Origin of the sequence: Micromonospora haikouensis (assembly GCF_900091595.1) — a bacterium.
GTDB classification, from domain to species: Bacteria; Actinomycetota; Actinomycetes; order Mycobacteriales; family Micromonosporaceae; genus Micromonospora; species Micromonospora haikouensis.
The window spans coordinates 74,988-99,937 of the sequence record NZ_FMCW01000019.1 but is presented as its reverse complement, the minus strand read 5'-3'; the positions used below and the strand labels follow the sequence as shown (position 1 = coordinate 99,937).

Sequence of the window (24,950 nt, the reverse complement as noted above, 5' to 3'; positions counted from 1 at the left end):
AACCCCTGCCGGTCCCGCCGTGACCTCTTGTTAGCCTGACACCCCGGGCTCGCTTACCGGTCGCCACCTGGCACCCGAGCCTTCTGGAGGCGGAGAAGATGCCAGCGATCGTGCTCATCGGCGCTCAGTGGGGCGACGAGGGCAAGGGCAAGGTTACCGACCTGCTGGGTGAGCGGGTCGACTACGTCGTGCGCTACTCCGGCGGCAACAACGCCGGCCACACGGTGATCACCCCGGACGGGCAGAAGTACGCGCTGCACCTGATGCCGTCGGGCGCGCTCTCGCCGAGCGCCATGATCATCATCGGCAACGGCGTGGTGGTCGACCCGAAGGTGCTGCTGACCGAGATCGACGGCCTCGCCGAGCGTGGCGTGGACGTCTCCCGGCTGCGCATCTCCGGCGACGCGCACCTGATCATGCCGCACCACCGGGCCCTGGACCGGGTGGTCGAGCGCTACCTGGGCAGCGCCCGGATCGGCACCACCGGCCGGGGCATCGGCCCGGCGTACGGCGACAAGGTCGCCCGGATGGGCATCCGGCTGCAGGACCTGCTCGACCCGGGCATCCTGCGCAAGAAGCTGGAGCTCGCCCTGCGCGAGAAGAACCAGATCCTGTTCAAGGTCTACAACCGCAAGGCGATCGACGTCGACGCGACCGTCGAGGAATACCTGGCGTACGCCGAGCGGCTCAAGCCGTACATCGCCGAGACCCGGGTGATGCTCTGGGACGCCCTGGACCGGGGCGAGACGGTGCTGCTGGAGGGCGCCCAGGCCACCATGCTCGACATGGACCACGGCACGTACCCCTTCGTGACCTCGTCGAACCCGACGGCGGGCGGGGCGTGCGTGGGCGCGGGCATCCCGCCGACCGCGATCAACAAGGTCATCGCGGTGAGCAAGGCGTACACGACCCGGGTCGGGTCCGGCCCGTTCCCGACGGAGCTGTTCGACGACAACGGCCAGCACCTGCGCAAGGTCGGCCACGAGTACGGCACGACCACCGGCCGGGAGCGCCGCTGCGGCTGGTTCGACGCCGTCGTCGCCCGGTACGCGTGCCGCCTCAACGGCGTCACCGACCTGGTCATCACCAAGCTGGACGTGCTCACCGGCCTGCCGAAGGTCCCGCTCTGCGTCGGCTACGAGATCAACGGCGAGCGGTTCGACGACATGCCGATGACGCAGACCGACTTCCACCACGCCACGCCGATCTACGAGGAGCACGACGGCTGGTGGGAGGACATCACCAAGGCGCGGACGGAGGACGAGCTGCCGGAGAACGCGCGCCGCTACATCGCGCGCATCGAGGAGCTCTGCGGCACCCGCGTCAGCGTGGTGGGCGTGGGCCCGGGCCGTGAGGAAAACGTGACCCGTCACCCCCTCCTCCCCTGAGGGGCGGGGAAGGGGCGGACGGGGGGTGGGTAGAGTCCGTGGGCGTGCGCGTACTTCTTCTGGGTGGTGGCGGGCGGGAGCATGCGCTCGCCCTGGGGCTCGCAGCCGATCCGGCCGTCGAGGGGCTGATCGCGGCGCCGGGTAATCCGGGGATCGCCGAGGTCGCCGAGTTGCGGTCGGTGGACGCCGCCGACCCCGCCGCCGTCGCCGCGCTCGCCGTGGAGACCGGCGTCGACCTGGTGGTGATCGGCCCCGAGGCGCCGCTGGTGGCCGGGGTCGCCGATGCCGTACGCGCCAAGGGCATCGCCGCGTTCGGGCCGTCCGCCGAGGCCGCCCGGCTGGAGGGCTCGAAGGCGTTCGCGAAGGACGTGATGACCGCCGCCGGGGTGCCCACCGCGCGGGCGTACACCTGCACCGACCAGGAGGGCACGGCGCGGGCGCTGGACGAGTTCGGCGCGCCGTACGTGGTGAAGAACGACGGGCTGGCCGCCGGCAAGGGCGTCGTCGTCACCGACGACCGGGCCGCCGCGCTGGCGCACGCCGCCGAGTGCGGCCGGGTCGTCGTGGAGGAATACCTGGCGGGCCCCGAGGTCTCCCTCTTCGTGGTCACCGACGGTGAGGCGGCGCTGCCGCTGCTGCCCGCCCAGGACTTCAAGCGCGTCGGCGACGGCGACGCCGGCCCGAACACCGGCGGCATGGGGGCGTACGCGCCGTTGCCGTGGGCCCCGCCCGGCCTCGTCGACGAGGTGATGGCCGACGTCGTCCACCCGACGCTGGCCGAGATGCGCCGCCGGGGCACCCCGTTCTCCGGCCTGCTCTACGTCGGCCTGGCGATGACCGCCGCCGGCCCCCGGGTGATCGAGTTCAACGCCCGCTTCGGCGACCCGGAGACCCAGGTCGTCCTCGCGCTGCTGGAGACGCCGCTCGGCGGCCTGCTGCACGCCGCCGCCGCCGGCACCCTGGCCGACCACCCGCCGCTGCGCTGGCGCGACGGCGCGGCGGTGACCGTGGTCGTGGCCGCCGGCAACTACCCGGGCACCCCGCGCACCGGCGACGTGATCACCGGCGCCGACCGTCCGGGCGTGATCCACGCGGGCACCGCCCGCCGGGCCGCCGACGGCGCGTTGCTCTCCGCCGGCGGCCGGGTCCTCTGCGGTACGGCCACCGGCCCCACCCTCGCCGCCGCGCGCGACGCCGCGTACGAGCTGGTGGGCGGCATCGGGCTGGCGGGCTCGCACCACCGCACCGACATCGCCGCCGCGGCGGTCGACGGCCGGATCATGATCCCCGGCTGACCGGGGGCACTCCCCACCGAGCGGGTTCCGGCGGGGCGGTCAGGGAGTGGGGTCCGGTGTGACCGTCAGGCCATGCCGAGCGCGGCGGCGATGACGGCCTGGGCGGTCGCGCTCAGCTCCTCGCCCTTGGCGTCCGTTGCGGTGATCGAGTATTCGACCCGGAACCGGCCGTCCCGGGTCGACGCCACGGCGGCCAGGTAGCCGTACCGGGAGCCGGTCTTGACCCAGAGGGTCTCGCCGTCGTCCAGCGGCATGGCGGACAGGCCGGCGCTGTACCGGGCCGGGCCGCCCTCGACGTCGTCCACCGGCGGGAGGGTGAACATCTCGGTGAGCTGCGGCTCCGGCACGACCCGGCCGGCGAACAGCGCCGTCATGAAGGTGTCCAGGTCGGCCAGGCTGGAGATGACGTCACCGGAGGCGGGGGTGTAGGTCTGGCTCCACACGGTGGCGTCCACCAGCTCGGTCACCCCGTCCCGGGTGACGGCCTGGTAGCCGTGGGCGTGCGGGCCCCGGATGCGCGGGTCGTCGCCGGGCCCGTACGTGTCGCGCAGGCCGAGCGGCCGGGCGATCCGCCGCGCCAGCTCCTGCTCGTACGTGTGGCCGGTGACCTTCTCGACGAGCAGCCCGGCGACGATGTAGCCCATGTTGGTGTAGTCCTGCTTCTCGCCGGGGTCGAACGCGCGCGGGTTCTCCAGCCCCGCCCGGACGATCTGCTCCGGGGTCCACCGGTCGTACCGGTGGGCGAGCTGCCACTCGATGTCGCCCGGCGGCGTCGGGCTGGGGATGCCGCTGGTGTGGTGGAGGAGCTGGCGGACGGTCACGATCGGGTAGTCGGCAGGCAGCAGGCCCGGCAGGTAGCCCTGCACGGACCCGTCGAGGTCGACCCGTCCCTCGGCGGCGAGTTGCAGCACCAGCGCGGCCGTGAACACCTTGGTGACGCTGCCCACCCGGAACCGGGCGTGCGGCGGCACCGGGGCCCCGGTGCGCAGGTCCCGCACCCCGCTGGTGCCCGTCCAGCAGCCGTCCGGGATGGTGATCCGGACCTGGGCGCTGGTCGCGTCGGCGTCGGGTAGGCCGGCGATCGCCGCCCGTATCGGGGCGGGGTCGAGGGTGCCGGGTCGGCAGTCGACCCCGGACCGGTCGTTGTCGACTGCGGCGGCGAGCGGGGCGGGCGCGGGGCCGAGGGGCGTGGTGGCGCGCGGGGCGGCGGTGACCGCGCCGGGCACGGCGACGGTGAGCAGGGCGGCGAGTGCCGTGGCGGCGACCGTACGCCGATTCATGATTGTCATGCCGTCAGCCTGCCGGCGGGGCGTGCCCGGGAGCATCCGGGCAAGTCCCCCGACGGACCCGGGCGGCGGCCTCGGGGGGATCCCCGGTCAGCCGAAGTAGCGGCGTAGCTCGCGGGTGAGCACCTTGCCGGTGGCGTTGCGCGGCAGGTACTTCACGAAGACCACGTCGCGGGGGACGCTGAACCGGGCCAGGTAGTGCCGGACGTACTCGCGGACCGCCTCCGGGTCGAGGGTCTCGCCGGGGTGCAGGGCGAGGAACGCGGCGAGGCGCTGGCCGTACTCGTCGTCGGGCACGCCGATCACGGCCACCTCGCGGACCTGCGGCAGCCGGGCGACCAGGTCCTCCACCTCGGACGGGAAGACGTTCTCCCCGCCGGAGACGATCATGTCGTCGGCCCGCCCGTCGACGAAGAGGAGCCCGTCGGCGTTGACCCGGCCGAGGTCGCCGGTGTCCAGCAGCCCGTCCCGGCTCTCCCGGGCGGTGCCCGAGGTGTAGCCCTCGAAGAGCATCTCGTTGCCGACGAAGATCCGTCCGACCCGGCCGGCGGGGACCGGTCTGCCCTCGTCGTCGAGGATGCGCAGCCGGGTGCCGTGCGGCGGACGGCCGGCGGTGGTCGGGGCGGCCCGCAGCTCGGCGGGGCCGGCGATGGACGCCCAGGACACCTCGGTCGAGCCGTACAGGTTGTAGAGGACGTCGCCGTAGGTGTCCATGAAGCGCAGGGCGAGCCCGCCGGGCAGCGCCGACCCGCTGAGGGCGACCACCTTCAGGGGCGGTTTCGGCTCGGGCGGCGGCACCTCCATCAGCCGCTGCACCATCACCGGCACGGCGAACATGGCGTCGCAGCGGTGCGCCGTGAGCGCGCCGAGCGTGGCGGACGGGTCGAAGCGTCGGTGCAGCACGATCGTCGCCCGCAGGGCGAAGCAGACCTGGAGCGCCGCGTACCCCCAGGTGTGGAACAGCGGTGCGGCGATCAGCACGGTGTCCCGGACGCGCAGCGGGATGCGGTCGATGATGGAGACCAGCGGGCCGAAGCCGTGCGGGGTGGGCCGGCGTGCCCCCTTGGGCGCGCCGGTGGTGCCGGAGGTCAGCACGATGGTGCGGCCCTCGCGCGGCGGCGGCTGGAGGTCGCCGGGCAGCGCCGCCGCGATCAGCTCCTCCAGCCGGGCCTCGTCGACCCGGTGCAGGTCGGCGGGGAGGCCGAGGGCCCGTTCGGCGAACTCGGCGTCGTGCACGAGGACCTTCAGCCCCTGCTCCTCGGCGACGGTGGCGAGCTGCGCGGGGGAGAGCCCTGTGTTGACCAGCACCGCGTCCGCGCCGAGCAGGGTGGTCGCGACCATGGCCTCGATCAGCCCGTGGTGGTTGCGGCAGAGCAGCCCGATGCGGTCCCCGCTGTGCACGCCGAGGCCGCCGCGCAGCGACTTCGCCAGCCGTTCGGCGCGGTCGAGCAGGGCGCCGTACGTCAGCTCGGCGCCCTGCTCGTCGACGACGGCGGTGCGGCCCGGGTCCCGGGCGGCGGCCTGGCGCAGCTCGCCGGCGAGGCTCCAGCCCCACCGGCGCAGCGCGTTGAGCTGGGCGGCGACCCGGACCGGCGGGCCCGGGGTGAGCAGCCCGCGCCGGGTCAGCGTGGCGACGGTGAACGGCAGATCCATCCGCGGGCCTCCTCCGGGCGTGCGGGACCCACCCGGCGACCGTGCGGCGTGTCGGGTCGGGTCGGGTCGGTTCGTGGTCGGGTCAGCGGACGTGGACGCCGGAGATGGCCCGGGAGATCACCAGTCGCTGGATCTCCGACGTGCCCTCGAAGATGGTGTAGATCTTGGCGTCCCGGTACCAGCGCTCGACCGGGTGGTCCCGCAGGAAGCCGGCCCCGCCGAGCAGCTGCACGGCCTTCTCGGTGACCGACACGGCCACCTCGCCGGCCTTGAGCTTGGACATCGAGCCCTCTCCGGCGGTGAACGGGCGGTTGTTGCGCCCCATCCAGGAGGCCCGCCAGACCAGCAGCCGGGCGGCGTCGATCTCCATCTTCATGTCGGCCAGCGCGAACGCGACCGCCTGGTTCTCGATGATCGGCCGGCCGAACTGCACCCGGTCCTTGGCGTAGTCCAGCGCGTACTCGTAGGCGGCGCGGGCGACGCCGAGCGCCTGCGCGCCGACGGTCGGCCGGGACAGCTCGAACGTGCGCATCGCGGCCTGGCCGGAGGCCTTCTGGCCGGAGCGGGCGCGGGCCAGCCGCTCGTCGAGGGCCTCCTTGCCGCCGAGCAGGCAGCGGCCGGGGACCCGGACGTCGTCGAGGAAGACGTCCGCCGTGTGCGAGGCGCGCAGCCCCAGCTTGCGCAGCTTCCGGGTCGCGCTCAACCCGGCGGTGCCCGGGGGTACGACGAACGCGGCCTGCCCGCGCGAGCCGAGCGTCGGGTCGACCGAGGCGGTGACGACGTGCACCCCGGCGATCCCGCCGTTGGTGGCGTACGCCTTCTGCCCGCGCAGCACCCATTCGTCGCTGGCCTCGTCGTAGACGGCCCGGGTGCGCATCGCACCGACGTCGGAGCCGGCCTCCGGCTCCGTGGTGCAGAACGCGGCGACGGCCGGGGAGTCGGCGTCGCCGAAGCACTGGGGGACCCACTCGACGAGCTGGTCGGGGGTGCCCGCGCCGTAGATGGCGGCCACGGCCAGCGAGGTGCCGAAGATGCCGAGGCCGATGCCGGCGTCGCCCCAGAAGAGCTCCTCGCTGGCGATCGGCAGGGACAGGCCGGTGGGGTCGGCCCAGCAGGTGGCGAGGAACTCGAAGCCGTACAGCCCGACCTTCGCCGCCTCCTGGATCACGGGCCAGGGGGTCTCCTCGCGCTCGTCCCACTCGGCGGCGGCCGGGCGCACGACCTCGGCGGCGAAGCCGTGCACCCAGTCCCGCAGGTCCCGCTGTTCCTCGTTCAGGTCGAGCGAGAACTCGGCCATCGTCAGCCCTTGGGGATGTCGAACAGGTTGGCGATGTTGGCGGCGAGGCCGAGGTCGCCCTTGGCCTTCAGCTTGCCGGTCATGAACATCATCACCGGGTTCGCGCCGCCGGAGACGATCTTCAGGAACTCCAGGGGGCCCATGGTGAGGCTCAGCTTGGGGTCGTGCTGCGGGGTCTCGTTGACCGTGCACGCGCCGTCGGCGACGACGATCTCGTAGGTGTCCGTGCCACCGTCGGGGCGGCCCGTGATGCCCCAGTGGATCACCGCGTTGGTGGAGCCGGCCCGGTCGGCGCGGAACAGCGTGGGCATCCGGCCGAAGACCTCGCTCAGGACCTTGCCGCGCAGCTCGCCGGACATCACCTCGACGATCTTGTCGTCGGGGGTGGACTTGACCAGCTGGGCGAACTCCTTGGGGCCGTAGTTGGCGAAGTTGGCCGGGTCGAAGTCAGTCATGGAAAGGAACCTCTCGAGCGGCGACTGTGGTTACTCTAGCGTAACCTTACGCACGAGTAGGTATGCTCGCAAGGTGTCCAGCACCCCCACCTTCAAGCGCCTCCCCCGGGCCGTACGCGAGCAGCAGATGCTCGACGCCGCCGTCCGGGTCTTCTCCCGACGCGGCTTCCACGCGGCGAGCATGGACGAGATCGCCGAGGACGCCGGCATCTCCAAACCCATGGTGTACGCGTACCTGGGCAGCAAGGAGGAGCTCTTCGTCGCCTGCCTGCACCGCGAGGGCACCCGCATGATGGAGGCCATCGCCGGGGCCGCCGCCCCCGACCTCGACGCTGACGAGCGGCTCTGGCGCGGCCTGCGCGCGTTCTTCGGCTTCGTCGGGGCGCACCGCGACGGCTGGGCGGTGCTCTACCGGCAGGCCCGCGGCTCCCAGCCGTTCGCCGGGGAGCTCGCCGCCATGCGGGCCCGGCTCGTCGAGGTGGTCGCCGGGATGCTCGACCACGCCCTGCGCGCCCGGGGCCGCGAGGTGGGCGCCACCGACCTGGAGGTCGTCGCGTACGCCCTGGTCGGCGCGAGCGAGTCGCTGGGCGACTGGCTCGCCGACCACCCGGAGGCCGACCCGGAGAAGACCGCCACCCGGATGATGAACGTCGCCTGGCTCGGCGCCGACCAGCTCCTCCGCGGCGTCACCTGGCACCCCGAGGGGTAAGGAAGGGCACCTTGTTAACGCTTTCCGTATAGGAAGGGCCCCCTGTTAACACGCCTGGCGGGAGTGTCGGTGGGGTGCGCGAGGATGGGCGGGTGCTCGACGGCATCGACGACATCGACTGGGTGCGGCTCGGCCACGCCTACGGCTCGGCCGGGGACGTGCCCGGCCTGCTCCGCGCCCTGCGCTCGCCCGACGAGGAGGAGCGGCAGGCCGCCTTCGGCGCGCTCTACGCCAACATCTTCCACCAGGGCTCACGCTACGAGGCGTCGGCGTACGCCGTGCCGTTCCTGCTGGAGCTGCTCGCCGACCCGGCCACCCCCGACCGGGAGCTGGTGCTCTACCTGGTGACGGCGCTCGCGGTGGGCTACGACGAGCGGTGGCTGCCCGAGGGCGTCCCGGTGGCCGAGTTCCGCCGGGCGGCCGACGGCGGGCGGGAGCTGCTCGCCGCCAAGCCGCCCCCGTGGCACGGCGACGACGAAACCCAGAAGGAGTACGTCGAGTGGGCGTACGTGGAGTCGCTCGACGAGGCGGATCAGCAGCGCCTGTGGGCGTACATCGAGCTGGCCGTCTACGACGCGGTGCGAGCCGGCGTGCCCCTGTTCCGTGACCTGCTCACCGACGCCGACCCGGGGCTGCGCGCCGGGGCGGCGTACGCGCTCGCCTGGTTTCCGGAGGACGCGGCCGGCAGCCTCCCGGCGCTCGTCGCGGCGGCCGGGGCCGCACTGGAGGTGGACGAGGACGAGGCGGCGACCGCCCTGGTGGCCGCCGGGTTGCTCGGTGCCGCGCCCGACGCCGGGCTGCTGACCGACGCGCGCCCGGTGATCCGCTGGGCCGCCGCGGTCGGTCGGGCCCGGGTGCTCGGTGCCGATGCCGACCCGGCGACGGTCGACGAGCTGCTCGCCTGGACGGCCGCCGGTCCGGGCAACCGGCTGACGGCCGACGGGGCCGAGGTGCCGTTCCTCGACGGCGACCTCAACGGGTACGCGGGGCTGTCCCTGCGCCTGCTCGGGCCACGGCACACCGATCGGGCGTTCGACGCGCTGCTCGACCGGCTGCCCGCCGTCACCGGTGAGCAGGCGTTGCCGGTGACGGCCGAGGCCCTGCGCCTGGCGTTCCCCGACGGCAGCCTGCCCACGGGGGTGCCGTGTGCGGCGCTGGCTCCCCGGCAACGGCGGCTCGTCGAGCTGCTGGCCCGGTCGCCCGCGGTGTGGCTGTTCGGCGACTCGACGTTCGTCAACTTCAGCCTGCTCGTCGGCGACTACGGCCTGCCGCGCAGCCGGGAGGCGATGTTGGCGTACCTCGACGGCGTTCCGACCTGACCCTCGACGGTCCGCTCAGCGGGGCCGGCCGGCGGCGCGTCGGCGGGCGCGGAGCCGAAGCCAGCGGGCGGCCTCCAGCAGGCCGGTGATCGCGACCGACAGCCCGATCCCGGCCAGGATGCCCTTGACCGGCTCCCGCTCGAAGGCCAGCCCGCCGAAGTAGCCGAGCAGCCCGCAGTACGCCGCCCAGGTGCCGGCCGCGAGCGCGTCGAAGAGCACGAACGACCGCAGCGGATAGCGGACCGCGCCCATCGTCAGGGTCACCGCCGTGCGCCCGCCGGGGACGTAGCGGGCGGTGGTGAGCATCATGCCGCCCCGCCGGTCGACCGCCCGGCGGGCCCACTCGGATCCGGCGCGCCGCCGGCTGTCCGCCGGCAGCCGGGCCAGCCGGTGCGCGCCGCCGCTCCGGCCGATGGCGTACGACAGGTGGTCGCCGGCCAGCGCGCCGCACGCGGCGAGCACGATCACCATCGTCAGGTCCGGCTGCCCGCCGACCGCGAAGACCCCGGCGGTCACCACGATCGTCTCGCCGGGCACCGCCGGGAAGACGGCGTCGACCGCGGTGACCGCGAAGATCACCAGGTAGACCCACGGCGACGTGACCGTGTCGTGGAGCAGGCCGAGAACCGACTGCATGCCCTCATGCTCTGCCGTCGCGGCGTTAAGAAGGGGCCCTTCCTATACAAAAGGCGTTAACAAGGTGCCCTTCCTTACAAGCTTGCCCTCGGCGGTGGGGGAGTGGGAGGTGAGCGTCACCGGGGCACCCAGCGCCTCCTCGACCGCCGCCGGCCAGTCGGCCGGCGGGTCGTCGTCGTAGACGGGGCGGGCCGCGAGCAGGCGGGCGGTGAGGGCGGCCTGCCGGTCCAGGTCGCCGGGCGGGCCGGGCTCCAGGCGGTCGGTGCCGTCGTAGCGGCGGCAGATCCGCAGCCCCCGGTCGGCCAGGTCGAGGTGGGTGAGGGCGAGGCTGTCGACGCCGCCGGCCGCGTCGAGGGCGTACCGGTGGGCGACCGCGTCGAAGTGGCCGAACCGGAACCGCCCCTGCCACGGGTTGGTGGCGTTGTGCGCGTCGGCCAGCGGCAGCGCCGGGTCCTCGGTGACCAGCGGGCCGGGGCCGTGCCGGGTGGTGGTGACCCGCAGCACGCCCAGCCGCTCGGCGGTGCCGGCGAGCCCCGCCTCGGCGAGCAGGCCCTCGGCGTTGCCGAACGTCGTGGTGCTCCACGTCGTGTACGGGTGGAAGCCGTGCCACTCGTCGAGCAGCACCCCCTGCGCCCCCTCGAAGACGCAGGTCCCGGCGCGCAGCACCCCGGCCAGGTGGGACCGGTCGACGATCGCCACCCGGTCGCCGAACGCGGTGAACGCGGGCAGGCAGTCGTCGACGGGCGGGGCGTCCAGCGGGCCGAGTTCGGCGGTGAGCCGGTCGCGCAGGGCGGCCAGCCGGCGGCGCAGCACGGCCGGGGTGCGGCAGTCCGCCACCCGGGGCGCGGAGTCGGGGTGGGCGAGCCCGTACGCGACGGCCTCGCCCACCCCCAGCCCGCAGGAGCCGTGCCGGTCGGCTCCGCGGGCCAGCTCGCGGGCCCGGTTGGCGGCCCGGTGGTACGGGGTGGCCAGCAGCGCCTCCCCGTCGACGGTGAGCCTGTCGAGCGCGTCGGGCACGCCCACCGTGGCGAGGTGGTCGGCCTCGGCGGCCAGGGCGAGCGGGTCGACCACCACGTGCCGGGACAGGTGGGTCCGCACGCCGGGGCGGAAGGTGCCCGCCCCGAACTGCGCGAACGTGTGGTGCCGCCCGTCGCGCAGGACGACGTTGTGTGCCGCCTGCGCGCCCCCGTTGAAGCGGATCACCGTGTGGACGGGCCGGGTGGCGCAGAGCCAGTCCACGACGGTGCCCTTGCCTGCGTCGCCGTAGCCGAGGTCGACCACCAGCACGTGGTTCACAGCCGGGTCACCCCACGGGTGGGCGGCGTCGACGGGGCGGGCAGCGTGGCCACCTGGTCGCGGGTGCCCCGGCCGAGGCGGGCCAGCGCCTTCGACACGGTGCCGGTGGCCTTCGAGCCGGCCTTCTTGAGGTCGGCCAGGCCCTGGTCGAGGTCGACGGCCTGCTCGCCGAGGCCGACGGTGAGGGCGATGGTCTCGCAGACCGCGTCGAGGTCGTCGAGCACGACGGCGTTCTGCCCGAGCAGGTCGCGCCAGAAGTCCAGCACCTTCGTGTTGCCGGCGTAGCTGCTGCCGGCGGGGAGCAGGTAGTAGGTGTCCCAGCGCCGGGTCACCTCGTCGACGATCTGCAGCAGCGGCACGTCCTCGCGGAGGTCGTCGCCGATGAGCCGGCTCACCTGCCGCCGGTCCACCCGGGGGTAGGCCAGCTCGTCGCCGATGATGAACAGGTAGCCGCGCCGGCCCCGCTTCTCCCAGCAGTCGGTGGCGGTGTGCCGGGCCATGAAGTACATGGCCAGCTCGTACGACTCGGTCATCTGGCCGCCGCCGCCACCCTCCAGCACGATCCGGCCGAGGTCGTCGTCCATCCGGTTGTCCGACTCGAACTGCCCGACCTGCAACGGCACCTGGTCGCAGGTGGCGTCGCCGATCGCGCCGAACATGATCTGCGGGTCGCGGGCGTACCCCTGGCGGAGCAGGAGCCCGAGCAGCTGCGGCAGCTTGGCCTGGAGGGTGCGGGGCACGTTCCGCATGGAGCCGGTGACGTCGAACAGCACCGTGATGGCCGTCGACTGCGGGTGCTCGGCCGAGTCGCGGCTCTCCCGCATCGCGTCGCGCGGGTCGAGCGCGGGGTGCACCTTGCGCGCCCCGCTGTCGCTGTAGGCGAAGGCGCTCTTGCCGGTGGCCCGACGGTACCGGTCGGCGGCGTCGTACACGTCGGTGGACCACATTCCACTGCCCATGGCAGCCTCCCTAGGGGTTGAGGGTGAAGGGTCGGAAGGTGCGCGGCCCGTAGAGCCGTTCGAGCACCTCGTCCAGTTCGCGCAGCAGTCGCCACGCGTCGTCGGGCCGGGACGGCAGCGCCGGGCGGCGGCAGCCGTGGGCGAAGGCGCGCAGCTCGCGCGGGGCCCGGTCGCCCATCAGCCACGCCATGCACGTGGCGGCCATCGCCAGGTCGGTGCCGGGCCCGCAGGCCCGCCGGGCGGCGACCTCCGGCGGGTACCAGTCCTCGTGGCCGGGCACCAGCGCGGGGATCGTGCCCCCGGTGGCGGCGGAGAAGCACCAGTCGACGAGCACCACGCCGTGCCCGTCGGGCTCGATCAGCACGTGCCGGGGCAGCACCGCGCCGTGCACGATGCCGGCCCGGTGGGCCAGGCCGAGGGCGACCAGCAGCCGCCGCCACATCCAGGCCGCGTCCCGGCCGTCGAGCCCGTCGGGGTACGCGCGGCGTACCTCGTCGAGGCTGTGCAGGCCGGGCGCGGTGGCCAGCACGCTGATCCGCCGCTCCGCCCCGGTGGCCGGGTCCCGGTGCCGGAGGGTGTCGACGAGCCGGGGCACGTACGGCAGGTAGCGGGGGTCGCCGCGTTCGGAGATGGTGCGCAGCGCGTGCTGCTCGCGGGCGATGAGGTCGTTGTCGGCGGGGTCGCGGGGCAGCTTGAGCAGGCGGTCCGACCCGACGTCGTAGAGGTCGGCGAGGTCGCCGGTGTGGGCGAGCGGGCCGAGCCGGTGGCCGCCGAGGACGATCGGGTCGGCGCTGGCCCGCCCGGCCCGCCACCGGTTGGTGACCTGGACGAACGCGTCGGTGGCGGCGGCGCGTACGGCCGGGTCGAGCGCGCCCAGCCGGTCGGGGTGCAGGGCCGCGACCAGCTCGCGGTAGCGGTGGGCCGACGGGTCGGCGCCGAACAGGTCGGCGTCGGTGCGCGCGGCGGTGACCAGCCGGATCGCCTCGTGGGTGTTCACCGCACCGTCTCCTCCCGGGCGGGGCGCAGCAGCGCCGGGTGCAGCAGTCGGGCGTCGCCGGCCCGGTAGAGCTTGGCGCGGGGGCCGCCGCGCGTGCCGCCGCGTTCGGTGCTCGCGCCGGTGCTCTCCACGAAGCCCGGCACGGAGAGCACCTTGCGGTGGAAGTTGCCGGGGTGCAGCGGGTGCCCCCAGACGGTCTCGTAGACGGCCCGCAGCTCGCTGATGGTGAACTCGGTGTCGAGGAAGCGGGTGGCCAGTGGGGTGTATTCCAGCTTGGACCGGGCCCGCTCCAGGCCGTCGTCGATGATCCGGTCGTGGTCGAAGGCGAGCTGCCGGCTGCTCAGCGCGGTCACGGGCAGCCAGATCGCGTCGTCGGCGTCGCTGCCGGCGGCCGGGTCGGGCAGGTCGGGGGCGAACGCGAGGTAGGCCACCGAGACGATCCGCATCCGGGGGTCGCGGTCGGGGTCGCCGTAGCTGGCGAGCTGCTCCAGGTGGACGCGGCGCAGCCGCTCGCCGCCGAGGCCGGTCTCCTCGGCCAGCTCCCGCCGGGCCCCGGTCGCCAGGTCCTCCTCGGGTCGGACGAACCCGCCGGGCAGCGCCCAGTGGCCCTCGAACGGCGGCCCGCCCCGGCGGACGAGCAGCAGGTGCAGCGCGTCGGACCGGACGGTCAGGGCGACCACGTCGACGGTGACGGCCACCGCCGGGTAGGCCCGGGGGTCGTAGGCGGCGAGGAACTCCTGCTCGTTCACGGCGTCTCTCTCACTCTGAGAACATCTCAACGTGAGAACAACTTAGCGCACGAAAGAGTGAATGCCAAGCCCTGGCCCTCGTCAGCGCACGGAGCCCGCCAGGTGCGGCCTGCCGCTGCGCGCGTCGTGCAGGGCGAACTCCCAGGCCGGGCCGTCGGCGGTGGCGGTGAAGGCCACCGTGGACGGCAGCGGCACCGGCAGCTTGAACGCCACCTCGACCGTGTACGCCTCCGGCAGCCGGCTCTCCAGCGCGGCCAGGCAGCGCGCCTTGCTCCACATGCCGTGCGCGATCGGGCGGGGGAAGCCGAACAGCCGCGCTCCCAGCCGGGAGGTGTGGATCGGGTTGTGGTCGCCGGAGACCCGCGCGTAGTCGGTGCCCACCCGCGGCGGCACCCGCCAGGAGGCGGTGGCGGCCGGCGCGGCGGGCCGGTCACCCCGGTCGCGCCGCGCGCCGCCGCCCGCCGTGCGCTCCCTGCCGAGGTACGTCGACACGCCGCGCCACACCTCCGCCCCGCCGACCGCCCCGACCAGCACCACGTCGACCTGCCGCCCCCGCTCGTGCGGGCGCAGGTTCTCGGCGTACGCGCGGAAGTCCAGCGGCTCGCCGGCCTCGACCGGCCGGCGCACGGTGATCCGGTTGGCCACGTGCACCAGCCCGACCAGCGGCAGCGGGAACTGCGGCGCGGTCATCAGCCGCAGCGCCAGCGGAAACCCCAGCACGTGCGGGTACGTCCCCGGGAGCCGGTCGGCCAGCCGGAACCCGCACACCCGGTCGTAGTCGGCCAGGTGCGCCCGGTCGACGGCGACCCCGGCGACGGCCAGCTCGACCTGCGGCAGCGCGTCGCCCCGGCGGCGACCCGGGCCGGGCAGCGCCCCGAGCAGCGCCCGCCGGTAGAGCGGGCCGGCCTGCGGCAGCCGGGGCAGCTCCAGCAGGGTCCGGCCCTGCGTCTCCGCGTCGGTCATCACGCCCCCAGCAGGCTCTGGCCGCAGACCCGGACGACGTTGCCGCTGACCGCGCCGCTCGCCGGCCAGGCCAGCCAGCCGATCGTCTCGGCGACGTCCACGGGCAGGCCACCCTGGGCCATGCTGTTCATCCGCCGGCCCGCCTCCCGCACGACGAGCGGGATGCGGGCGGTCAGCCGGGTCTCGATGAACCCGGGGGCGACCGCGTTGACGCTGATCCCGCGCTCGCGCAGCGCCGGGGCGAGCGACTGCACCAGCCCGATCACGCCCGCCTTGGAGGTGGCGTAGTTGGTCTGGCCCCGGTTGCCGGCGATCCCGGCGATCGAGGAGACCGAGACGATCCGGCCGCCGGCCGGGATCAGCCCGCGCTCCAGCAGCACGTCGTTGATGCGTTCCTGGCTGGACAGGTTGACGTCGATGACGCTGTCCCACCGGTCGGCGTCCATCCTGCCCAGCGTCCGGTCCCGGGTGATGCCCGCGTTGTGCACCACCACGTCGACCCGGCCGTGCCGGGACGCGAGGTGGTCGGCGAGCCGGGTGGGCGCGTCCGGGGCGGTCAGGTCGAGCTGCACGGCGGTGCCGCCGATCTCGTTGGCGACGGCGGCCAGCTCGTCCCCGGCGGCCGGGATGTCGAGCGCGACGACCTGCGCGCCGTCGCGGGCCAGCACCCGGGCCAGGGCCGCGCCGATGCCCCGGGCCGCCCCGGTCACCAGGACGACCTGGCCGTCGAGCGGCCGGTCCCAGTCGGCCGGCGGCTCGGCCGCGCCGGCGCCGACCCGGACGACCTGCCCCGAGACGTACGCGGAGCGGCCCGAGAGCAGGAACCGCAGGGTGGCCTCCAGGCCGGTGGCCGTGCCGGCGTCCCCGTGCGCCGTGACGTGCACGAGCTGGGCGGTGACGCCCCGGCCGAACTCCTTGCCGATGCTGCGGGTCAGCCCCTCCAGGGCCCGCTGAGCGGTCGCCTCGCGCGGCGTGCCGCACTCGTCGGGCGGGGTGCCGAGCACGAGCACCCGGCCGCCGGGCAGCACCGAGCGGGCGCGCGGGTGGAAGAAGTCGTAGAGCTGGCGCAGGCCGGTGGAGTCGGTGATGCCCGTGGCGTCGTACACCAGGGCTCCGAAGCGCTCCTGGGCCTCGGCGGTGGCCGGATCGCGCAGCTCGACCCCGGCGGCGGTCAGGATCGTGCCGACCTGCCCGGCGAGCCGGCCGCCGGTGGCCGAGCCGAGCAGGGCCGGCCCGGTCAGCAGCGGGTCCCCCGGGGTGTGCCGGCGCAGTCGTGGCGGGTCGGGCAGCCCCAGGCGCTTGACCAGCGCGCGGCCGGCCCCCGATCGGACGAAGCTCGCGTACCTGTCGGTCATAGGCGTAGCCTACTGGCCAGTAGGTTGTGGGCAAGTCCTGAAACGGAGGCGGGATCGTGCAGAGCATCCGGCGGGTCGCGGTCATCGGCGGCAACCGCATCCCCTTCGCCCGGTCCAACTCGCGGTACGCCAGCGCGTCCAACGCCGACATGCTGGGCGCGGCCCTCGACGGGCTCGTCGCGCGGTTCGGGCTGGCCGGGCAGCGGGTCGGCGAGGTCGTCGCCGGGGCGGTGCTCAAGCACTCCCGGGACTTCAACCTCACCCGCGAGGTGGTGCTCGGCTCGAAGCTCGACCCGCACACCCCGGCGTACGACATCCAGCAGGCGTGCGGCACCGGCCTGGAGGCGGCGATCCTCGTCGCCAACAAGATCGCCCTCGGGCAGATCGAGGCCGGCATCGCCGGCGGCGTCGACACCACCTCCGACGCCCCGCTGGCCGTCAACGAGGAGCTGCGCCGCACCCTGCTCCGGCTCAACTCCGCCCGCACCCTCGGCGAGCGGCTGAAGATCGCGGCGAAACTGCGTCCGCTCCAGCCGTTCCAGCCGGAGATCCCGCGCAACGCCGAGCCGCGCACCGGGCTGTCGATGGGCGAGCACGCCGCCCGCACCGCCCTGCGCTGGAACGTCGACCGGCAGGCCCAGGACGAGCTGGCGCTCCGCTCCCACCAGCGGCTCGCCGCCGCGTACGACCGGGGGTTCTTCGACGACCTGCTGACCCCCTACCTGGGGCTGACCCGGGACCAGAACCTCCGCCCCGACACCACCATGGAGAAGCTGGGCTCGCTCAAGCCCGTCTTCGGCCACCGGGGCCCGGACGCCGAGCAGGCGACCATGACCGCCGGCAACTCCTCCCCGCTCACCGACGGCGCGTCCACGGTGCTGCTCGCCTCGGAGGCGTGGGCGGCCGAGCGCAACCTGCCGGTCCTCGCCTGGTTCTCCTGGTCGGAGACGGCGGCCGTCGACTTCGTGCACGGCGACGAGGGGCTGCTGATGGCCCCCGCGTACGCGGTGCCCCGGATGCTGGCCCGCGCCGGGCTGACGTTGCAGGACTTCGACTACTACGAGATCCACGAGGCGTTCGCCTCGCAGGTGCTGGCGACGCTGGCCGCCTGGGAGTCGCCGGAGTTCTGCAAGGACCGGCTCGGCCTGGACGCCCCGCTCGGGTCGATCGACCGGGACAGGCTCAACGTCAACGGCTCGTCCCTGGCCGCCGGCCACCCGTTCGCCGCCACCGGCGGGCGGATCGTCGCCACGCTGGCCAAGCTGCTCGCCGAGTCCGGTTCCGGGCGAGGGCTCATCTCGATCTGCGCGGCCGGCGGCCAGGGGGTCACGGCGATCCTGGAGCGCTGACGCCCGGCCCCGCCTGCCTGACCGCGCCGCGCCGGGCTCGCCGCAGCTCGCCGCGCTGACCCGCCGCCGTCCGGCCGTCCGGTGCCGGGCGGCCGACGTTCACCGGGCGTTCAACTCGGTGTGTGGCTGTGGTGGCCTCGGGCCGGCAGGGTGGCCGGCGATGGACATCAGCGCAGCCGGGGCGACACCGGACCTGTCCGTGGTCGTCCCCATGTACAACGAGCAGGACGTCGTCGCGGTGTTCGTCGAGCGGCTCCGGCCGGTGCTCGACGGCACCGGCACCACGTACGAGGTGGTCGCCGTCGACGACGGCAGCCGCGACGCCACGGCCCGGCTGCTGCTCGACCACGCCCGGTCCTGGCCCCAGCTCCGGCTCGTCCGGCTGCGCCGCAACAGCGGCCACCAGGCCGCCCTCACCGCCGGCCTGCACCGGGCCCGGGGCCGCTGGGTGGTCAGCATCGACGCCGACCTCCAGGACCCGCCCGAGGTCATCCCCGAGATGCTGGCCACCGCCCGCGACCGGGGCGTCGACGTCGTGTACGGGGTGCGCGCCGACCGCAGCACCGACACGCCGTTCAAGCGCGGCACCGCCGGCCTGTACTACCGGCTGATGCGGCGCATCGTCGGCGCGGACCTGCCCGCGCAGGCGGGCGACTTCCGGCTGGTCAGCCGCGACGTGGTGGAGGTGCTGCGCCGGCTGCCCGAGCGCACCCCGGTCTACCGGCTGCTGGTGCCCTCGCTCGGCTTCGCCGCCGCCGAGGTGCGCTACTCCCGCGCGGCGCGGGCGGCCGGGGAGACGAAGTACCCGCTGCGCCGGATGATCGCGCTGGCCTGGGACAGCACGGCGAACTTCACCGCCGCGCCGCTGCGGCTGGCCACCTGGCTCGGCGTGGTCAGCTTCGCGGCCTGCCTGGTGCTGGCCGTCCTCGGCCTGGTCGCCTACGCCGACGGCGCGACCATTCCGGGCTGGACCTCGCTGTTCGTGGCGGTGCTGCTGTTCAGCGCCGTCCAGCTGATCTGCCTCGGGCTGCTCGGCGAGTACGTCGGCCGCATCTACCGTACGGTGCAGGACCGCCCCACCCACCTCGTCGGCTTCGACTCCGCCGAGGTGCCCTTCGAATCCGCCGGGGTCCCCTTCGGCCCCGGCGAGGCTCCCTTCGGCTCCGGTGGCGCATCCGGCCCCGGCGGGGTGCCCGTCGACCCGGCCGGGGCGTCCGACCCGCCGGCCGTGGCGGTGGCGGCTGGCCGGGCCGGTGACTGAACCGGCGGTGCTGACGCAGGGCCCGCCGGTGGCGTCGGACGCGCCCGCCCCACACGACGCACCGGCGGGTCGGGGCGGCCCGCCGGCCCGCCGGGTCGCGGCGGCCCTCGCCTGGGCCACGGTGCTCGCCGCGCTGGTCGCCGGCTGGTGGTGGACGGGCACCCCGGGCGGTGACGTCGCCCGGTACGTCGCGTACTGGTCGCTCGCCCTGGTGCTGCCGGGCACGCTCGTGCACCGGGCGCTGCGGGGCAGCCGGGGCAACCTGCCGGAGGACCTGGGCTACGGCGCCGCCGTCGGCCTGCTGCTGGAACTCGCCGCCTGGGCGCTCGCCACGGCCACCGGCACGCAGCCGGCGCTGCGCTGGTGGCCGGTGCCGGTGCTGGCGCTGTTCGTCGCGGTGCCCCGGCTGCGCCGGCACTGGCGGATCGCCCGGCCCCGGCCGCTGCCGCTGCGCTGGACGATCGCGGTCGCCGGGGTGCTGGTCCTCGTCGTGGCCTGGGCGGCCGTGGGCTGGCGGGCGAACCCGCTGCCGCCGGTGGACCACGTCTACTACCAGGACCTGCTCTACCACCTGGGGCTGGTGCACGAGCTGACCCGGACCATGCCCTTCGAGCTGCCGCAACTCGCCGGGGAACCGCTGCGCTACCACTATCTGGTCGACGCGCACCTGGCCAGCGCCAGCATGATCACCGGTACGGCACCGGCGACGATCCTGCTCCGGCTGTGGCTGGTGCCGGTCGCCGCGACGGCGGTCGTCGTCACCGCCGGGCTGGCCCGGGACCTCAGCGGGCGCTGGTGGGCCGGCCCGGTCGCCGCGGCGACGGCGTACCTCGGGGTGTCGCTCTCCCTCGGCTCCGCCGCGACGGCCAGCGGCACCCTCCCGCTGTCCGTGGAGAGCCCCTCGCAGACGTACCTGCTGCCCCTGCTCCTGCTGCTCACCGGCGTCTGCGCGGACGTGGTGCGCGGCCGGCGGCCCGGGTGGGGGTGGGCGCTGGTGCCGGCGGCGGGCCTGGCCGTCGCCGGGGCCAAGTCCAGCGGCCTGCCCCCGCTGATCGCCGGCGTGGCGCTGGCCGGGGTGGTCGTCGGTTGGCGGGCCCGCCGGGTGCCGTGGGCGGCCGGGTCGCTGTTCGCGGTGCTGGTCGCGGCGATGGCCGTCGGGTACCGGCTGTTCGCCGGGGGCGGCGCGGGGGTGCTCTCCCCGCAGGTGTTCGGGGTGCTGCGGTTCCTCGCGCCGTGGCGGGAGACCGTCGGCGCGGGCGGGGGCATCGCGGCGGGCGGCCTGCTGCCGCCGGGGCTCGCGGCGGCCGGCGCGGCCGGGTGGCTCTTCGCGCTCGCCGTGCTGGGCTGGTGGCTGGCGCTCCAGGCGCCCCGCTTCGTCGGCGTGCTGCTGCTGGCCCGCCGGGGCACCCGGGGTGACCCGGCGGCATGGCTGCTGGCCGGGGCGCTGCTGGCCGGGGCGGGCGGTGCCTGGTCCTTCTTCCACCCGTCGGTCAGCCAGCTCTACTTCTTCATGGCCGTGGTCCCGTTCGGGGCGCTGCTGACCGCGTGGCTGCTGGCCGAGGCGCGCCCGTGGTGGCCGGTCGTGGCGGTCGCGGCGACCGTGGGCGCGGCGGCCCAGTGGCTGCTCGACCCGCTGGCCCCGTCCGAGCGGACCCGGCGGGCCTGGCTGTGGGCGATGGCCGTGCCGGCGGGCCGGGTGCTGCTGCTGGCCGGCGTCGCCGCGCTGCTGGCCGTCCTGCTCGCCGGACTGCGGCACCGGGGCGGGCGGCCGGCGGGGGCGTCGTGGCGTGCCCGGGCGGCGGTGGCCGGGGTGGTCGCCGCGCTCTGCGGGGCGAGCGTGGCCGGCGGCCTGGAGTGGACCGCGCGCCGGATCGGGGACCCGCCCCGGGCGCTCACCGCCGCCGAACGGCCCTGGGCGCTCACCCGGGACGAGGCGCGGGCCGCCCTCTGGCTGGACGCCCACGCCGGCCCTGCGGACGTGGTGGCCACCAACGTGCACTGCCGGCCGGTGCGGACCGTCGCGCACTGCGACGCGCGGGCCTTCTGGGTGAGCGGGCTGGGCGGCCGGCGGACGCTCGTGGAGAGCTGGGGCTACACGGACGAGGCCCTGGCCGGGCACGCCCGCGACGGTTTCTCGTACCCCCGGCAGCCCGCCCCCGACCCGGAGCTGTTCGCCCGCAACGAGCGGCTGTTCACCGCGCCGACCGCCCCCGAACTGGACCGGGCGCGCCGCGAGGACGGCGTGCGGTGGCTGCTCGCCGACTCGGCCGCCGGCCCGGTGTCGCCGGAGCTGGCCCGGCTCGCCGAGGTGGGGTTCGTCGCCGGCCCGGTGACCGTGTACCGACTGCGCTGACGGTCACCGGCCGCGCTGGCGGCGTGCCGGCTGCGCTGACCGACCTCTACCGGTAGAAAACCGCACGAAACCTCACATTCCAGTTCCGATCTCCAGAAGATGAGGGCAGCTCCTGTCCCTTTTCTGGAGGTTTGACGTGAAAATACCTCGTTGGGCCTTGGCGGCGCTCTCCGGCGCAGCCCTGGCCCTGCTTCCCGCCGTGGCGGCCCAGGCCGCCCCGATCGACACCGACCAGGGCACCCGGCTCATCGCCGACCGGTCCTCCGCCGCCGGCCTCGGCGCCGGCTTCTGGGGTTCCGGTCTCCCGGGCTCCGGCGACGTGGCCCCCACGGGCCCCGCCCAGCCGCAGCCGCCCGTGGGCGACAGCCTGTGCCGCCCCGGCGTCCCGCCGAACGCGCCGCCGACCACCCAGTTCTACGACAACAACCCGCTGCTCGGCCCCGCCACGCTGCCCACCGCGCCGCCGGTCGGTCCGCTGCTCGCCGGTTACCAGCGCTTCGGTGGCCTCACCGAGTCGCAGTTCCTCCAGCAGTACGGCAACGCCACCCAGACCGCGTACGTCTATCCGCCCGCGAACGGCTTCGTCCTCGGCCCGAACGGGGTGCCGATCAAGGCGAAGCAGACCCTGCTGCCCGGCTACCGCCTCGACCGCTTCGGCTTCCCGGGCGGCGCGTTCCTCGCCCCGCTCGGCACCCCGTTCAGCGCCCGGTCGCTGCCGCCGTCGAACCTGAACACGCCGGCCGACGCGCCGCTGGCCAACTACCACGTCTACTGCGTGGTCAAGCCGTTCCCGGTGGACTCCGGGCCGATCGCCCCGTGGTTCGCCCAGCCGGGAATGGGCACCCAGTTCCAGCTCAACCCCGCGTACCTGCCGCAGGCCGGGGGCAACCTGAGCGTCACCTGGCTGCTCGCGCACGGTTTCCTGGTGGAGGAGAACCTGGAGGCGGCACCGTGCGCCGTCCCGCTCCAGCGCGGCGGCTTCCCGGCCGTCTGCTGACGACGAACCGGATGAACGGAGGTCGGGTGTGGACCGGCATCACGTACGCGCCGCGCTGCTGGCGGCCGGGTTGTCCCCGGACGCCTTCGAGATCGAGGGTGTGCACGAGCACGTGCCGGTCCCGCCCGACTTCTGGTTCCTGCGCCGCTCGCCCGACGGACGCTGGGAGATCGGCCTGTACGAACGCGGGACGCACGACGTCCGCCAGGCGTACGACTCCGAGGAGGCCGCCGCCGCTGGCCTCTACACGGCGCTGACGGGTCGGCCCGCGCCGTACTGATCCCTGTTGCCGGGCGTCCCTACTGTGGGTCCAGCCCGCCCGGACGTCACCGGCGGCACCCGTCAAGGAGTGGCCATGCCCGGTCGAGTCCTGCTCCGCCCCGCCCACCTCGCCCCCGTCGTCCTCGGCCTGGCCGTCGCGCTCACCGCCGCCGGCTGCGCGTCCACCGCCACGGGTTCCGGGGGGTCCACCGCGAAGACGACCGTCACCGAGGCACCCGGCGATGCGCCTGTCTCGGCCGGCTCCGGTTCCAGCTCCGGCGACAGTGGCACCGGCACCGGCACCGGCTCGACGGGCGGCGGCTCCACCGGTGGTGGCTCGACGGGCGGCGGTTCCACGGGCGGCGGTTCGACCGGCGGCGGTTCCGGTAGCAGCGGCGGCGGGTCCGGCACCAAGTCCAGCGGCCCCACCATCGGATACTTCCGGGTCGCCCAGAAGCCGACCTGCCCGGCCGGGACCAACGTCAACCCGATCGCCGGCACCCCGGTCGTCGTGGAGTGGAAGACCGGCAACGTCGACTCGGTCGCCCTCTCGGTCGACGGCCCCGGCGTGTACGGCGACAACTACCCGCCGGCCGGCAGCGAGACCCTGAACTTCCCCTGCTCCGGTGGCGAGGGCGACGTCCAGGAGCACACCTACACGCTGACCGTCCGCAACGCGCACGGCAAGCAGTCGAAGACCATCGTGGTGACCGCGAAGGTGCACGACATCCCGCGCGTCTGACCAGCGACGTCACGCCGGCCAGCCCCGCCGCCACGGGTGGGCTGGCTCGGGCGGCGGTCCGAGCGTGCGAGAGAATGAGGCACGTGACGACGATCCCGAACGTGCTCGCCCACCGGTACGCCTCGCCCGAACTGGTCGCCCTCTGGTCGCCGGAGGAGAAGGTACGGATGGAGCGGCGGCTCTGGCTCGCCGTGCTCCGCGCCCAGCGGGACCTCGGCGTGGCCGTTCCCGACGGCGTGGTCGAGGCGTACGAGCGGGTGCTCGACGACGTCGACCTGGCCTCGATCGCCGAGCGGGAGCGGGTCACCCGGCACGACGTGAAGGCCCGCATCGAGGAGTTCAGCGCGCTCGCCGGGCACGAGCACGTGCACAAGGGGATGACCTCCCGGGACCTCACGGAGAACGTCGAGCAGCTCCAGGTCCGCGCGTCGCTGGAGCTGGTGCGGGACCGGGTGGTGGCCACCCTCGCCCGGCTCGCCCGGCTCGCCAACGAGCACTCCGGGCTGGTCATGACCGGCCGGTCGCACAACGTCGCCGCACAGGCCACCACGCTGGGCAAGCGCTTCGCGTCGGCCGCCGAGGAGCTGCTGATCGCGTACGAGCGGCTGGAGGACCTGATCGCCCGCTATCCGCTGCGGGGGATCAAGGGCCCGGTCGGCACCGCCGCCGACCAGCTCGACCTCTTCGACGGCGACGCCGACAAGGTGGCCGAGCTGGAGCGCCGGGTCGCCGAGCACCTCGGCTTCGCCCGGGTGCTGGACAGCGTCGGCCAGGTCTACCCCCGTTCGCTCGACTTCGACGTGCTCGCCGCGCTGGCCCAGGTCGCCGCCGCGCCGTCGTCGCTGGCCACCACGATCCGGCTGATGGTCGGCCAGGAGCTGGCCACCGAGGGCTTCAAGCCGGGCCAGGTGGGCTCCAGCGCGATGCCGCACAAGATGAACACCCGGTCCAGCGAGCGGGTGAACGGCTTCGCGGTGATCATCCGGGGCTACCTGTCGATGGTCGGCGAGCTGGCCGGCGACCAGTGGAACGAGGGGGACGTCTCCTGCTCGGTGGTCCGCCGGGTGGCCCTGCCGGACGCGTTCTTCGCCGCCGACGGGCTGTTCCAGACCTTCCTCACCGTGCTGGACGAGTTCGGGGCGTACCCGGCGGTGGTCAACCGGGAGCTGGAGCGCTTCCTGCCCTTCCTGGCTACGACGAAGATCCTGGTCGCGGCGGTGCGCCGGGGCGTCGGCCGGGAGGCGGCGCACGAGGCGATCAAGGAGCACGCGGTCGGCGTGGCGCTGGCCATGCGGGAGCAGGGCGCCACCGAGAACGACCTGTTCGACCGGCTGGCGGCGGACGACCGGCTGGGCCTGTCCCGCGCCGACATCGACGCGCTGATCGCCGACCGGACGGCCTTCGTGGGCACCGCCGGCGCCCAGGTCGACCGGGTGACCACCCGCATCGCCAAGATCGCCCTCACCCACCCCAAGGCAGCCACCTACACCCCACCCCCCATCCTCTGACCCACCCCGCCCCCACCCCCCGGTTCGCCCCGGTGATCAAGAGATTTGCGTCATGCTGGAGATCAACTCTGACACTTTTCTCTTGATCACCGACCCGACCCCGGCCGACCCCGGGCCGGGTG

22 protein-coding genes are annotated in these 24,950 nt (G+C 74.7%); 11 read left to right on the top strand and 11 right to left on the bottom strand.

Annotated features, from left to right (window positions below):
• Positions 1–98 precede the first annotated feature (98 nt).
• Positions 99–1,388 (top strand): adenylosuccinate synthase, encoded by a 1,290-nt coding sequence (locus GA0070558_RS20160; protein ID WP_043961166.1) that lies wholly within the window; start codon positions 99–101, stop codon positions 1,386–1,388.
• A gap of 44 nt (positions 1,389–1,432) precedes the next feature.
• The gene (purD, locus tag GA0070558_RS20155) at positions 1,433–2,683 is read left to right on the top strand and encodes a phosphoribosylamine--glycine ligase (RefSeq protein WP_091282744.1); all 1,251 of its coding nucleotides are present in this window, start codon (positions 1,433–1,435) and stop codon (positions 2,681–2,683) included.
• A 65-nt stretch (positions 2,684–2,748) separates the two neighbouring features.
• Here the strand turns inward: purD and GA0070558_RS20150 are convergent, their stop codons facing one another.
• From GA0070558_RS20150 to GA0070558_RS20135, 4 genes are all read right to left on the bottom strand, one after another.
• Entirely contained in the window at positions 2,749–3,972 is a 1,224-nt protein-coding gene (locus tag GA0070558_RS20150) for a serine hydrolase domain-containing protein (protein WP_218107044.1), read from the bottom strand.
• Between the two features lie 87 nt (positions 3,973–4,059).
• Positions 4,060–5,622, bottom strand: coding sequence for an AMP-binding protein (locus tag GA0070558_RS20145; RefSeq protein ID WP_091282587.1), 1,563 nt, complete (start codon positions 5,620–5,622; stop codon positions 4,060–4,062).
• Between the two features lie 82 nt (positions 5,623–5,704).
• Positions 5,705–6,919, bottom strand: a complete 1,215-nt coding sequence (locus GA0070558_RS20140) for an acyl-CoA dehydrogenase family protein (protein WP_043961173.1) — start codon at positions 6,917–6,919, stop codon at positions 5,705–5,707.
• 2 nt (positions 6,920–6,921) lie between these two features.
• Complete coding sequence (locus GA0070558_RS20135) at positions 6,922–7,374, bottom strand: SCP2 sterol-binding domain-containing protein (RefSeq protein ID WP_043961175.1); 453 nt, start codon at positions 7,372–7,374, stop codon at positions 6,922–6,924.
• Between the two features lie 73 nt (positions 7,375–7,447).
• On the opposite strand from GA0070558_RS20135, the gene GA0070558_RS20130 reads away from it, so the two are divergent.
• Both GA0070558_RS20130 and GA0070558_RS20125 read left to right on the top strand, forming a co-directional pair.
• A complete protein-coding gene (locus tag GA0070558_RS20130) occupies positions 7,448–8,083 on the top strand; it encodes a TetR/AcrR family transcriptional regulator (RefSeq protein ID WP_043961177.1) in 636 nt (211 codons plus the stop codon).
• 74 nt (positions 8,084–8,157) lie between these two features.
• On the top strand, positions 8,158–9,402 hold the full coding sequence (locus GA0070558_RS20125) for a hypothetical protein (protein ID WP_218107043.1): 1,245 nt from the start codon (positions 8,158–8,160) through the stop codon (positions 9,400–9,402).
• A 15-nt stretch (positions 9,403–9,417) separates the two neighbouring features.
• Here GA0070558_RS20125 and GA0070558_RS20120 read toward each other — a convergent pair whose 3' ends face one another.
• From GA0070558_RS20120 to GA0070558_RS20090, 7 genes are all read right to left on the bottom strand, one after another.
• Positions 9,418–10,038, bottom strand: a complete 621-nt coding sequence (locus GA0070558_RS20120; RefSeq protein ID WP_077935493.1) for a DedA family protein — start codon at positions 10,036–10,038, stop codon at positions 9,418–9,420.
• A gap of 42 nt (positions 10,039–10,080) precedes the next feature.
• Positions 10,081–11,334 (bottom strand): adenylosuccinate synthetase, encoded by a 1,254-nt coding sequence (locus tag GA0070558_RS20115; protein WP_091282582.1) that lies wholly within the window; start codon positions 11,332–11,334, stop codon positions 10,081–10,083.
• Positions 11,331–12,293 (bottom strand): hypothetical protein, encoded by a 963-nt coding sequence (locus GA0070558_RS20110; protein ID WP_077935495.1) that lies wholly within the window; start codon positions 12,291–12,293, stop codon positions 11,331–11,333. Before GA0070558_RS20110 ends, GA0070558_RS20115 begins: the two co-directional genes overlap by 4 nt.
• Before the next feature lie 10 nt (positions 12,294–12,303).
• Positions 12,304–13,290 carry a protein kinase family protein gene (locus GA0070558_RS20105; protein WP_091282579.1) on the bottom strand — a complete coding sequence of 329 codons (987 nt, stop codon included), beginning with the start codon at positions 13,288–13,290 and terminating at the stop codon, positions 12,304–12,306.
• Positions 13,287–14,039: an NUDIX hydrolase gene (locus GA0070558_RS20100; protein ID WP_077935497.1), complete on the bottom strand. Its 753-nt coding sequence runs from the start codon at positions 14,037–14,039 to the stop codon at positions 13,287–13,289. Before GA0070558_RS20100 ends, GA0070558_RS20105 begins: the two co-directional genes overlap by 4 nt.
• A gap of 81 nt (positions 14,040–14,120) precedes the next feature.
• The gene (locus tag GA0070558_RS20095; RefSeq protein WP_091282576.1) at positions 14,121–15,002 is read right to left on the bottom strand and encodes a MaoC/PaaZ C-terminal domain-containing protein; all 882 of its coding nucleotides are present in this window, start codon (positions 15,000–15,002) and stop codon (positions 14,121–14,123) included.
• Complete coding sequence (locus GA0070558_RS20090) at positions 15,002–16,357, bottom strand: 3-oxoacyl-ACP reductase (RefSeq protein ID WP_091282573.1); 1,356 nt, start codon at positions 16,355–16,357, stop codon at positions 15,002–15,004. Before GA0070558_RS20090 ends, GA0070558_RS20095 begins: the two co-directional genes overlap by 1 nt.
• Before the next feature lie 56 nt (positions 16,358–16,413).
• Here GA0070558_RS20090 and GA0070558_RS20085 point away from each other — a divergent pair, with 56 nt between their 5' ends.
• From GA0070558_RS20085 to purB, 7 genes are all read left to right on the top strand, one after another.
• On the top strand, positions 16,414–17,706 hold the full coding sequence (locus GA0070558_RS20085) for an acetyl-CoA C-acetyltransferase (RefSeq protein ID WP_091282569.1): 1,293 nt from the start codon (positions 16,414–16,416) through the stop codon (positions 17,704–17,706).
• 160 nt (positions 17,707–17,866) lie between these two features.
• Positions 17,867–18,967: a glycosyltransferase family 2 protein gene (locus tag GA0070558_RS20080; RefSeq protein WP_256092035.1), complete on the top strand. Its 1,101-nt coding sequence runs from the start codon at positions 17,867–17,869 to the stop codon at positions 18,965–18,967.
• Entirely contained in the window at positions 18,960–21,320 is a 2,361-nt protein-coding gene (locus tag GA0070558_RS20075) for a hypothetical protein (RefSeq protein WP_141722267.1), read from the top strand. The genes GA0070558_RS20080 and GA0070558_RS20075 overlap by 8 nt, the downstream gene beginning before the upstream one ends.
• 136 nt (positions 21,321–21,456) lie before the next feature.
• Positions 21,457–22,317: a TNT domain-containing protein gene (locus tag GA0070558_RS20070; RefSeq protein ID WP_176734282.1), complete on the top strand. Its 861-nt coding sequence runs from the start codon at positions 21,457–21,459 to the stop codon at positions 22,315–22,317.
• A gap of 28 nt (positions 22,318–22,345) precedes the next feature.
• Positions 22,346–22,597, top strand: a complete 252-nt coding sequence (locus GA0070558_RS20065; protein ID WP_043961194.1) for a hypothetical protein — start codon at positions 22,346–22,348, stop codon at positions 22,595–22,597.
• Between the two features lie 75 nt (positions 22,598–22,672).
• On the top strand, positions 22,673–23,320 hold the full coding sequence (locus tag GA0070558_RS33475; RefSeq protein WP_176734281.1) for a hypothetical protein: 648 nt from the start codon (positions 22,673–22,675) through the stop codon (positions 23,318–23,320).
• Positions 23,321–23,403: 83 nt separating this feature from the next.
• Entirely contained in the window at positions 23,404–24,828 is a 1,425-nt protein-coding gene (gene purB, locus GA0070558_RS20050) for an adenylosuccinate lyase (protein WP_091282545.1), read from the top strand.
• The last annotated feature ends 122 nt before the right edge of the window (positions 24,829–24,950 follow it).